Origin of the sequence: Trichodesmium erythraeum IMS101, assembly GCF_000014265.1 — a bacterium.
Classification (GTDB): Bacteria; Cyanobacteriota; Cyanobacteriia; order Cyanobacteriales; family Microcoleaceae; genus Trichodesmium; species Trichodesmium erythraeum.
Map to the genome: position 1 here is coordinate 1,599,866 of NC_008312.1, position 12,464 is coordinate 1,612,329.

Annotated in this window: 7 protein-coding genes; 2 read left to right on the top strand and 5 right to left on the bottom strand. The window is 29.6% G+C overall.

Annotation, left to right across the window (positions count from 1 at the left end):
- The first annotated feature begins 1,361 nt into the window (after positions 1-1,361).
- Positions 1,362-1,982, top strand: a complete 621-nt coding sequence (locus TERY_RS04770; RefSeq protein WP_196797220.1) for a HupE/UreJ family protein — start codon at positions 1,362-1,364, stop codon at positions 1,980-1,982.
- A gap of 838 nt (positions 1,983-2,820) precedes the next feature.
- Positions 2,821-3,867 (top strand): cobalamin biosynthesis protein CobW, encoded by a 1,047-nt coding sequence (cobW, locus tag TERY_RS04775; RefSeq protein WP_011610788.1) that lies wholly within the window; start codon positions 2,821-2,823, stop codon positions 3,865-3,867.
- 540 nt (positions 3,868-4,407) lie between these two features.
- Here the strand turns inward: cobW and TERY_RS36215 are convergent.
- From TERY_RS36215 to TERY_RS04795, 5 genes are all read right to left on the bottom strand, one after another.
- Positions 4,408-4,893, bottom strand: a complete 486-nt coding sequence (locus tag TERY_RS36215) for a hypothetical protein (protein WP_011610789.1) — start codon at positions 4,891-4,893, stop codon at positions 4,408-4,410.
- Positions 4,894-4,899: 6 nt separating this feature from the next.
- Complete coding sequence (locus TERY_RS36220; protein ID WP_011610790.1) at positions 4,900-5,184, bottom strand: zinc-ribbon domain-containing protein; 285 nt, start codon at positions 5,182-5,184, stop codon at positions 4,900-4,902.
- A gap of 7 nt (positions 5,185-5,191) precedes the next feature.
- Positions 5,192-6,373: a protein kinase domain-containing protein gene (locus TERY_RS04785; protein WP_011610791.1), complete on the bottom strand. Its 1,182-nt coding sequence runs from the start codon at positions 6,371-6,373 to the stop codon at positions 5,192-5,194.
- A 1,395-nt stretch (positions 6,374-7,768) separates the two neighbouring features.
- Entirely contained in the window at positions 7,769-8,356 is a 588-nt protein-coding gene (locus TERY_RS29815) for a PP2C family protein-serine/threonine phosphatase (RefSeq protein WP_081432398.1), read from the bottom strand.
- On the bottom strand, positions 8,329-8,544 hold the full coding sequence (locus TERY_RS04795; RefSeq protein WP_044136431.1) for a hypothetical protein: 216 nt from the start codon (positions 8,542-8,544) through the stop codon (positions 8,329-8,331). Before TERY_RS04795 ends, TERY_RS29815 begins: the two co-directional genes overlap by 28 nt.
- Between the last annotated feature and the right edge of the window lie 3,920 nt (positions 8,545-12,464).

Below are 12,464 nucleotides of genomic sequence, written 5' to 3' on the forward strand. Positions count from 1 at the left end.
CTGCTCTATAGCTATATAGAAGAGCCTCCACAAAGAGTTGGTCGTCTCTTTCTGTCCATCAATCAATTCCTTCACACCTTGATAGTAAATTTTTAACTACTTCCCATTGGCGGTCCCACAAACCATAATGTTCTACTACTTAACGCAGTCTTTTTTTGTTGTTTCTGTAGTTATAGTAGTGAGCTCTCGCATCTTTAAAGTCTGAAACCTCTAAAGATAGTCCAAATCCTCTAAAGTAAGTCTTTATTAACAAAAAATTATAAGTAGACCAACACATTTGGCTATATCATTTTTTATTATCATACTATACTCATAATGTCAATCTCTTCTTTAATTGATAATATACCCTAGTGTCAATGGGAGTATTTTTGTATATATTCTGAATGGGAGATTGTTTTTGCTGGATAGATGGAAGGTAGGTCACAAATTTAGTAATTAAATTTTCAAGGGATGACGAGGAGTCCCAGTGGCGATCGCTTAGATAGTCGGAACAACTAAGTTGGAAATATCGAATTGTAATTGGTTTTAATTAGCTTTTATTTGCTGCTTTAGCTTGTTACATACTTGAACTCATACTTTTAAAATTTTGAATTATTTATATATAAGGGTTTATAAACTAAATCTTAAGGAGAATAATCATCTGATCATTCCCACACTTTCTTGATGGACTACCAGGTTTTGTTTATAAATGGTCTTTTGAAGCTAAACTGCTGAACCTTCTAAATAGTAGTATTTATGGTCTATCAAAACTGATATGATCTCTAAGGTATTAATTTTTTTTACAATAAATAAAATAATCAAGCTACTTTTTATTTATTGTAAAAAGTAGCTTGGTTAAAATCACAAATACTGTGATAGATTTATTAGCCTATTGTTTGTTCTAGAGAAAGTCAGTCGTTAGAGGTAATGGTACAAATTCAACCCTATCTTGCAACTGTGGAATCATTAAAAATCTATAATTTATCTCTACTTTGGCTATTGTGGTTATATGGTAGAAAAATTACCTCTCAATATTAGATAGTGGAATACATGAGTGTGATAGTCACTATACATAATTAGGGTATAAATGCAAGTATAAATTTTTGGCAGCTTAAGGATAAGTGTCATTGTGTGAAGCTAGCATAGGAGCTGAAGAGAGTAAATTCCCAAAAGTGGGTGCTATAAGGCAGAAAGCCCCTAACAGCGATGCTAGGAAATTTCGCCATGTCTCGTAAGAGTAGCATCAAGAGGATTTTATTGAAGCTATAATACCCAGCAAAATCAAAACAAAATTATTAAGACAATAAATCTACGAGGTTAGGATGACATACAAACACAGTAAATTTACAAAAATTAGAATGGGTAATCAGCTAAATAAAATTTTGACTATTGTAATAGTTACCTGTACAAGTTTAATTTTTTTCAGCACTACAGAATTAGCAATGGCTCACCATCCAATGGGGGGTAAAATACCAGCTAATTTTTGGGAAGGTTTAATTTCTGGTATGGGACATCCAATTATTGGCATAGATCATTTGTCTTTTGTCGTTGGAGTTGGATTAATTGCAGCAGGAATGTCTAACTCTATATTAGTTTTAGTATCTTTTCTGGCTACAGCAATGCTAGGAACAGGTATTCATCTTCTTAGCATTGATTTACCTTTGACAGAAATAGCGATCGCTATTTCTGTGGTTGCTTTGGGTGCAATGTTAGCTTTCAAACAAAAACTAAATACTCCTTTAGTGATTATCTTTGCTGCTATTTCTGGTATATTTCATGGTTATGCTTATGGAGAAGCAATTATTGGTTCAGAAATGACTCCATTATTAGCATATTTGATAGGTTTTACTGCAATGCAATTATTCATAGCATTATTTGCAATGAAGTCTGCTGAATTAGTTAGTAGTTATTGGCAAAACCAATTTTTTAGATTAATGAGTTTTTTAGGTTTATTTATAAGTACTATTGGACTGGTGTTTTTCACAAAAGCTATTTTGAATTGATATTATGCATGGTTTTTAAGTTAGTAATGTATATTTTTTTTGCGTTGCGGAATAACCATAATACTCTAGAATTTAGTAGATAGAAACAAGTTTTTATATTAAGCTTTTGATAGTTATACTAAATTTAAAAATGGAATCAGTAGTAATCTAAAATTAGAATATCGTTAGAAACAATTAAAATTAGGTACATGTTTATTTTTCTTATTTTATATTCCTGATTAAGGTTTGTACTTAATGAAGTTTACTATCTATATTTAATTGAATTGTTATGAAGCTATGGTTAATTGTATATACCAAAAGTTATTTGGCAGTTCCAAATAGATAACTCTAAGATAATTTAGGAAAATATATTTTATTAATCTAATACCTCTTATTAGAAGGATTAGCTGATATATAATTAATATGATTTATAATTATTATTCAAAATTTCAATTCAAGTTTTTTTCTTTAAATACAATAAGAGAATATCTAATATAATTTCTGGGTTAATATTTATTGATATGGTGATTTATCGTTTGTTTGTCAAAGTTTATATGTTTATAAACACTGTTAATGCTTATATTTTATTTCCTCTAAATTAAACAATTTATGACTTCACAAATGCATAACCGAATCGACCCAAAGTTTTTAGATATAAAAAAAATAAAGCGTGAATTTAAAGATATTTAACTCAAAAATAGTACTGCTAGTTTTTATAATTATAAATAATGCTTAATATTATCAGTAATAAGCTTAAAGCTAATCCCTAAAAAGTTAACTTTTTGATTTCTTGTTTTTTCTCTCTTTTCTTGACTTATTAATTTTTTCAAATAACTTTCAATAAATTACTAATAAAATTATGAGTGCTAAAATTCCAGTTACTGTAATTACGGGTTTTCTCGGTAGTGGTAAAACTACGACAATTCGCCATTTATTAAAAAATAATAAAGGTCGTCGCATTGCTGTTTTAGTGAATGAATTTGGTGAAGTTGGTATAGATGGAGATTTATTACGTTCTTGTCAAGTTTATGATGAGGAAGGTATTATTAATAATATTGTTGAACTAAATAATGGTTGTCTTTGCTGTACTGTGCAAGAGGAATTTTTTCCGACTATGCAAGAACTATTAAAACGTCGAGAAAAAATTGATTCTATTTTAATTGAAACTTCTGGGTTAGCTTTACCAAAACCTTTGGTACAAGCATTTCGTTGGCCTCAAATTAAGACTTCTGCTACGGTGGATGGAGTTGTTACTGTTGTTGATTGTGAAGCTGTGGCAAATGGTAGTTTGGTTGGAGATATTGATGCTTTGAAAGCTCAACGTCAAGCTGACCCAAATTTGGATCATGAAACCCCTATTGAGGAATTATTTGAAGATCAGTTAGCTTGTGCTGATCTGGTTTTATTAACTAAGGTTGATATGGTGGATGAAGCTACTTCTGATAAAGTACAAAATTGGTTGAGGGAGCATTTGCCTAAAACTGTGAAAATAGTTCCTTGTATTGGAGGTGAAATTAATCCAGATTTATTGTTGGGTTTTAATGCTGTAGTTGAAGATAATTTAGATTCTCGTCCTAGTCACCATGATACTCAAGAAGAACATGAACATGATGATGAAATTAATTCTGTACATTTAATTTTGGATGAAGAGTTTGAACCCCAAGGGTTAGTTGAAAAGTTGAACGGTTTAGTGACAAATTCTGAAATATATCGGATTAAAGGTTTTGTGGCAGTGCCAAATAAGTCTATGCGTCTGGTTTTGCAGGGGGTGGGTTCACGCTTTGATTTTTTCTATGACCGTCTCTGGCAAAAACAGGAGACTAGGCAAACTAAGTTAGTTTTAATTGGTCGTTCTCTACAAAGAGAAAAAATTTACTCCGAGCTGGTTTCTAATTTCTCTAATTAAATGAAATGTTTTCTATTCTTTTTTTGGAGAGATTGGATATTTCATATTAGTGATTTTTTTCTATTTTAACTTTTTTTTGTTGAATAAAAAATCTAGTTTATAGGAAAATAAATACTACTATATTAATAGTACCATAGAGGATTTCGCTTACATAGTCAAATCCTCTGATTATGAAAATATTAAAGCTTTACAAAATAAATATTTCTAACCCTCCTCAACTGTTCTGATCATTATTTATATAGAGTTAAGGCCACCATATTTTTATGGATTAACTACAAGATTTAGTAATGATTATTTTCTCTGGTTTTCTTGGGGCGATCGCTTGTTTTTTTATAGTTATTTTAATTTGGATTGAGACAAGTTTTTTCTTACTATAATTAAGTTTCAGTAGAAAAAGTTTTCCATTCTTATTTGTAACGACTAGAATTTTTACTGTTGAATAAAAAGTCTAGTATATGGTCAGGTAAATCTAAAATAATAATATCACAATTAGCTTGAGAATGCTAGCTTATTACAAACAGTCAGGAAAAAATATGACTTTCAGCGTGTAGCAGTAGAAATAGTTTTTCCTAGTGACATTAAAGTTCGTTTAAAATTTTCAGCACGACTGCAGAAATCATCACCTTTTCCTAAATCAAATGCCATTCCTTTGACTCCTGATAATAACTTTAAATAAACTTGACTTTCGGCATCTTGAGTGGCAATAACTAAATAAAATTGTTCTATTCCTGTAGTTTGAATAGCTGTTACCACTTCCTCAATATTTTTAGTTTTTTTATCTGGAATATGTGGAGGAGCATCTGTTACTAAAACAATAGCTTTATTACTTTCTAAATCAAAGGGTTGAGCCAATGCCAACATGACTGCATCTAAACTACTTTCTGGCACATCTCCCCCTCCATAAGCTTTAATTTTAGCAACTTTTTGGCGGAAAAGAATGGGATTATTTGTAAAGACTTTTCTGTCAAATTTTAAGAGTTGATGTTCTTCATTAATGAGGCGATCGCGAAATTCTATTAAACCCACTCTAACTCAGACCCCATCTTTTTCGATAGTATCAGCAAATTCCATGATTGTTTCTTTTATCCCATAAATTTCACCTTGCATACTGCCAGTACAATCTAACACAAACATGATATCTGCTTTGCGTTTTATGTCTAAAGTTTCTGCTCTTTGCCTCAGAGTTTCAATAAATTTTTCTCGGGAATAACTTTTAACAGTTTTTGCTGCTAGTTTTGTCTCCAATTTTAGACCACACTCATTACAGAATTTAGCAGTATCTAAATTTGAGGCTCCACATTTAGGGCAAGCTTTCATTGTTTTATTAACTCCTATCTAAAAACACAAACCTTAAAAATACATCTCCCACTTTAATCATATTCCCATGTTTAATTTCCACAGGATAATTATCAATCATTTTACCTTTCAACATAGTACCATTTTTACTACCTAAATCTCGGACAAAATAATTATTTTCCTTTCTCATAAACTCCAAATGTTGTCTACTAATAGTTGTATCAGCTCCGGCAATATCTACACGACCTAAAATCAGACTACCACTATCATTAATATTTACAAAAGTACGAGCTCCTTTGTTATTTCCAGATTCTACTATTAATAAGGGGTATTCAAAATTTAAAGCTATGGGTAACTTGGGATATTCAAGAGGAATTTCTAAATCACAAATCACGTCTTCTACTGACTGATAACGTTCTTCTGGATTAATCTTCATCATCTGGGATAATACCTGCTCTACTTCTGGGAAAAAATCACAGTAAAAATCATTCAAATCTATCCCTATTTTTGGTGTTGGGGTTTGAGTTAAATACTTGATAAAATCTTCTAGTTTATACCAACCGGAATGACGCCAAAAATTTTCTCCCATGGCTAACTCATAAAGAATATGACCGAGAGAATAAATATCACTTTTAGCATCGGCAACTTTGGCTCCTTCTATCAAAAATTCTGGAGCCATATAGGGAGGTGTATCTATTATTTCTTTGCTCATGGTAATATTTTGATCTTTAAATTTGGCAACTCCAAAGTCGATAATTTTTGTTTGCATATCATTGCTAATAATAATATTTGCTGGTTTTAAGTCTCTGTGAATAATGTTGCATTGATGAGCTGCAGATATACCTAATAATATTTGTTTAAATATTTGTTTTTTTTGTCGGTTATTGAGGGATTTTTTTTCTAAGAGTTTGTCTAGGCGTTTGCCGGGAAAGTATTCAAATAATATTAGATAGGTATTAGCATCCCATTCTTTTAGACCTAATAAGGGGATGATGTTTTCTGAGGGGATGTTAACTGCTGCTTCTAAACGAATTCTTTCTACTAAGGTTTCTTCTGGTTTAATTCCTTGAATTACTTTTAAAATATAGTTTTTTTTGTGGCTATGGTCTATTGCTTTCCAAGCGGAACCAAAAGTACCTGTTCCTAGAAGTTCTAATAATTCAATTTCGCCTATTTTATTAATATTGATAGGAATTTTTCCACCTACCATTAATTCTAAAGTTTTTGAAATTTTAGGTTATCAGTTTTTCAGTTATCAGTTTTCCAATTATCAGTTTTTTGATTTATTAGTATTAGTACCTCCAGTTAAAACTTCAGTTCAGAGTTTTTTTCAGTTATAAGTTTTTTCAGTTATCAGCTTTTTTAGTTATTAGCTATTAGTATCTCAAATTCAAGCTTCAATTATCAGCTTTTTCATTTCTTAGCTTTTTCATTTCTTAGCTTTTTCAGTTATCAGCTTTTTCAGTTATCAGCTTTTTGATTTATTAGCTATTAGTACCTCCGATCCAAGCTTTAATTATCAGTTTTTTTCAGTTCTTAGTTTTTTCAGTTATCATTTATCAGTTATCAATTATCAGTTTTTTCAGTTATCAGCTTTTTGATTTATTAGCTATTAGTACCTCCGATCCAAGCTTTAATTATCAGTTTTTTTCAGTTATTATTTATCAGTTATCATTTATCAGTTATCATTTATCAGTTTTTTCAGTTATCAGCTTTTTGATTTATTAGCTATTAGTACCTCCAGTTCAAGCTTCAGTTATCAACTTTTTTAGTTGTGAGCTATTAGTACCTTCAGTTCAAGCTTTAATTATCAGTTTTTTTTCAGTTATTAACTTTTTCAGTTATCAGCTTTTTCAGTTATCAGCTTTTTTAGTTGTTAGCTATTACTACCTCCATTTCAAGCTTTAATCATCAGTTTTTTTTCAGTTATCAGCTTTTTCAGTTATCAGCTTTTTGATTTATTAGTTATGAGTACCTTCAGTTAAAGCTTCAATTATCAGCTTTTTCAGTTCTTATATTTTTCAGTTCTTAGCCTTTTTAGTCATCAACTTTTTCAGTCATCAGCTTTTTTAGTTATTAGTTATTAGCACCTCCAGTTAAAGCTTCATTTATAACTCAGTTATTAACCTTTTTTTACTTATAATCTTTTTTAGTTATTAGCTATTAGTAACTTCAGTTTAAGCTTCAATCATCAGCTTTTTTTAGCTATTAAATTTTTCAATTATTGGCTTTTTTAGTTATCAGTTTTTCAAGGGTTAACTTTTTTAGTTATTAGTGATTAGTCTTTCCACTTAAAACTTTAGTTATTAGTTACTAGGTAAGGATTCAGGTATACAAAATAGGTAAGTATTCAGTTATTAGCTTTTTTTAGTGAGTAGCTGGGGTATTGAAAAATTATTGATTGGTCAAATTATTAATTGAGAGAGAATTAAAATTTACTGTCAAACTACACTGCTTTAACTTTAGAAGTAATTATTCTCTATTAATTCCTAATCACTCAGTTCTTGCCTAAAAAAATATGTTTGTTTACCATTTTTTTATTGATTGAATTACTGTTTCATTATCTGCACTTTTTCCAAGATGACGCCATACAATTAAAGTCTGATTATCCGTTTCCCCCCCCTTGCTGAGATTGACTAATTAATTTCTTAGAGATTTTTTTTAAATCTCCTTCTGATAGGATATCTTTTAATTCTTTTTCCTGGAAATTACTACTCACTCCATCACTACATAATAATAGTAAATCTTCTGCATAAAGCGAAACATAATGTATGGGTAAATCTGGTGGTAAATTATCACACCCTAAATAAAATTCTAACATATTCTTTCCCTCGTGGTGAGCTGCCATTTCTGAGATAATTATTCCTCCTCGTCTTATGGCACTTGCTAATGTGTGGTTGTCGGTAATTTGTCTGATTTTTTGACCATAATTTTGATGAGAATAATGATAGATTAGGCTGTCTCCTAAGTTGGAAATAATTGCTATTGCTTCGGAGATTAAGGCAACTGCTAATGTGGCTCCAGATTTATCCCAACTATTGTTTTTTATTATTCTTTTTATATGAGCGTTTGTTTCGGCGATCGCTTCTTTTATGGCTATAGTTAATGTTTCTATAGTTGGGAGTTTTTTGCTTTTTTCTTGGTTGTTAATACTGGGTTCAAATACTAAGGTTTCAAATAGGCTGAGGCTGATCTTTTTAGGACTTCTCTACTGATTTCTTCTCCATGTTCGTAACCTCCTATTCCATCTGATATTGCTAATAATGTTAATGGGCTTTGCTTTGGGTTTGGGGTGAGTTGGCAGATGATGAAGCTGTCTTCGTTTTTCGGTCGTTTGTTAGTTTCGCTACGACTTACATATTCAATGTTTGTTGTTTTCATTTTTGGCTCTTGGGATTAAAATTAGATAATTTTATAGTTTTTGCTTTTTGGTTTTAATATTTTAAATTTTACGGTTTTTCTGCCGTTGTTAAATTGGCAAATTTTTCTGAGTTGCTGAATGAGGTTTCAATGTTTTTGGCGCTTTTTTGAGATTTTGTGATATCCTATACATAGGATATAATTTTCTACGCTTATACTTTAATTCATTTTTATGGCTTTTAATTCTTATTCTGCCGTTGTCTTGGTTTGTTTTTTTCTGATTCTTCTTTGCTCAAAATGACTAATTTTTCTCTGGTGGTTTTGGCGGTTTTGACAAATTATTTTTTGTGTGATAAGAAAACGGAATTTTTTTGATTTTTAGCAGTGGTTTTATGTTGAATAAAAAGTCTAGTGCGTAGGCGATATAACCTAAATAACATGATAATACCAAAATTTTCTTCGGGATGCAACCCTGATTTTTTGGTCGGCGCCAGTTTTTTGAGCTCCAGAAAATGAGGATAAAAATATACCCTAGTTCAATTAGTGTTGATAAGAGCAAAAGCAACTACTGCTTTTATCATTCTTCCAGGAATTGAAAAGAATCAAACAACCTTTCGGCAAACCCACTCAGCTGTCTAACTCTGGTTGATTTTCGGAAGCTTGATTAAAAACTCAGGAACTGAGTGGATTCTTCCACACTCTTGATAAATTCCCATTTACCAGTCTATTATTCTGCCGGATTCTTTTTTTCTCTGATTCTTCTTTAGAAAATTTGAGTAGAGTTATCCATATTTATGAAATTTTTAGCAGAAGACCAACACCATAATTTAAATTTGAAGACCTCAAAAGTTTCCCATTATAATCACCTACTTATTTCTTGAAATTTTTAATTCTAGACTTGGAATTTTGAACTTTGAATTTTTGAATTTTTGAATTTTAAATTTTGAATGTAGGATTTTTTTCCTTTTCCCTTTTCCCTCTTTCCTTTTTTCCTTAAACTTCATAAAATTTGAGTAGAGTTATCCATATTTATCAAACTTTTAGCAGAAAACCAACACCATAATTTAAATTTGAAGACCTCAAAAGTTTCCCATTGTCATCACCTACTTATTTCTTGAAATTTTTAATTCTAGACTTGGAATTTTGAACTTTGAATTTTTGAATTTTTGAATTTTAAATTTTGAATGTAGGATTTTTTTTCCTTTTCCCTTTTCCCTCTTTCCTTTTTTCCTTAAACTTCAGAAAATTTGAGTAGAGTTATCCATATTTATCAAACTTTTAGCAGAAAACCAACACCATAATTTAAATTTGAAGACCTCAAAAGTTTCCCATTATCATCACCTACTTATTTCTTGAAATTTTTAATTCTAGACTTGGAATTTTGAACTTTGAATTTTTGAATTTTTGAATTTTAAATTTTGAATGTAGGATTTTTTTCCTTTTCCCTTTTCCCTCTTTCCTTTTTTCCTTAAACTTCAGAAAATTTGAGTAGAGTTATCCATATTTATGAAATTTTTAGCAGAAGACCAACACCATAATTTAAATTTGAAGAGCTCAAAAGTTTCCCATTATAATCACCTACTTATTTCTTGAAATTTTTAATTCTAGACTTGGAATTTTGAACTTTGAATTTTTGAATTTTTGAATTTTAAATTTTGAATGTAGGATTTTTTTCCTTTTCCCTTTTCCCTCTTTCCTTTTTTCCTTAAACTTCAGAAAATTTGAGTAGAGTTATCGATATTTATCAAACTTTTAGCAGAAAACCAACACCATAATTTAAATTTGAAGACCTCAAAAGTTTCCCATTATCATCACCTACTTATTTCTTGAAATTTTTAATTCTAGATTTGGAATTTTGAACTTTGAATTTGGAATTTTAAATTTTGAATGTAGGATTTTTTTCCTTTTCCCTTTTCCCTCTTTCCTTTTTTCCTTAAACTTCATAAAATTTGAGTATAGTTATCCATATTTATCACACTTTTAGCAGAAAACCGACACCATAATTTGAATTTTAAGAACTCAAAAGTTTCCCATTATCATCACCTACTTATTTCTTGAAATTTTTAATTCTAGACTTGGAATTTTGAACTTTGAATTTTTGAATTTTAAATTTTTGAATTTGGAATTTTAAATTTTGAATGTTGGATTTTTTTCCTTTTCCCTTTTCCCTCTTTCCTTTTTTCCTTAAACTTCAGAAAATTTGAGTATAGTTATCCATATTTATCACACTTTTAGCAGAAAACCGACACCATAATTTGAATTTGAAGAACTCAAAAGTTTCCCATTATCATCACCTACTTATTTCTTGAAATTTTTAATTCTAGACTTGGAATTTTGAACTTTGAATTTTTGAATTGTAAATTTTTGAATTTGGAATTTTAAATTTTGAATGTAGGATTTTTTTCCTTTTCCCTTTTCCCTCTTTCCTTTTTTCCTTAAACTTCAGAAAATTTGAGTAGAGTTATCCATATTTATGAAATTTTTAGCAGAAAACCGAAACCATAACTTAAATTAGAAGACCTCAAAAGTTTCCCATTATCATCACCTACTTATTTCTTGAAATTTTTAATTCTAGATTTGGAATTTTGAACTTTGAATTTGGAATTTTAAATTTTGAATGTAGGATTTTTTTCCTTTTCCCTTTTCCCTCTTTCCTTTTTTCCTTAAACTTCAGAAAATTTGAGTAGAGTTATCCATATTTATGAAATTTTTAGCAGAAGACCAACACCATAATTTAAATTTGAAGAGCTCAAAAGTTTCCCATTATCATCACCTACTTATTTCTTGAAATTTTTAATTCTAGATTTGGAATTTTGAACTTTGAATTTGGAATTTTAAATTTTGAATGTAGGATTTTTTTCCTTTTCCCTTTTCCCTCTTTCCTTTTTTCCTTAAACTTCAGAAAATTTGAGTAGAGTTATCCATATTTATGAAATTTTTAGCAGAAAACCGAAACCATAACTTAAATTAGAAGACCTCAAAAGTTTCCCATTATCATCACCTACTTATTTCTTGAAATTTTTAATTCTAGACTTGGAATTTTGAACTTTGAATTTTTGAATTTTTGAATTTTAAATTTTGAATGTTGGATTTTTTTCCTTTTCCCTTTTCCCTCTTTCCTTTTTTCCTTAAACTTCAGAAAATTTGAGTATAGTTATCCATATTTATCACACTTTTAGCAGAAAACCGACACCATAATTTGAATTTGAAGAACTCAAAAGTTTCCCATTATCATCACCTACTTATTTCTTGAAATTTTTAATTCTAGACTTGGAATTTTGAACTTTGAATTTTTGAATTGTAAATTTTTGAATTTGGAATTTTAAATTTTGAATGTAGGATTTTTTTCCTTTTCCCTTTTCCCTCTTTCCTTTTTTCCTTAAACTTCAGAAAATTTGAGTAGAGTTATCCATATTTATGAAATTTTTAGCAGAAAACCGAAACCATAACTTAAATTAGAAGACCTCAAAAGTTTCCCATTATCATCACCTACTTATTTCTTGAAATTTTTAATTCTAGATTTGGAATTTTGAACTTTGAATTTGGAATTTTAAATTTTGAATGTAGGATTTTTTTCCTTTTCCCTTTTCCCTCTTTCCTTTTTTCCTTAAACTTCAGAAAATTTGAGTAGAGTTATCCATATTTATGAAATTTTTAGCAGAAGACCAACACCATAATTTAAATTTGAAGAGCTCAAAAGTTTCCCATTATCATCACCTACTTATTTCTTGAAATTTTTAATTCTAGATTTGGAATTTTGAACTTTGAATTTGGAATTTTAAATTTTGAATGTAGGATTTTTTTCCTTTTCCCTTTTCCCTCTTTCCTTTTTTCCTTAAACTTCAGAAAATTTGAGTAGAGTTATCCATATTTATGAAATTTTTAGCAGAAAACCGAAACCATAACTTAAATTAGAAGACCTCAAAAGTTTCCCATTATCA

Bases quoted from the DNA above. Each gene is read 5' to 3' on its own strand.
- TERY_RS36220 (WP_011610790.1), bottom strand. From the start codon at position 5,184: ATGAAAGCTTGCCCTAAATGTGGAGCCTCAAATTTAGATACTGCTAAA.
- TERY_RS04795 (WP_044136431.1), bottom strand. From the start codon at position 8,544: ATGAAAACAACAAACATTGAATATGTAAGTCGTAGCGAAACTAACAAA.
- TERY_RS04785 (WP_011610791.1), bottom strand. From the start codon at position 6,373: ATGGTAGGTGGAAAAATTCCTATCAATATTAATAAAATAGGCGAAATT.
- cobW (WP_011610788.1), top strand. From the start codon at position 2,821: ATGAGTGCTAAAATTCCAGTTACTGTAATTACGGGTTTTCTCGGTAGT.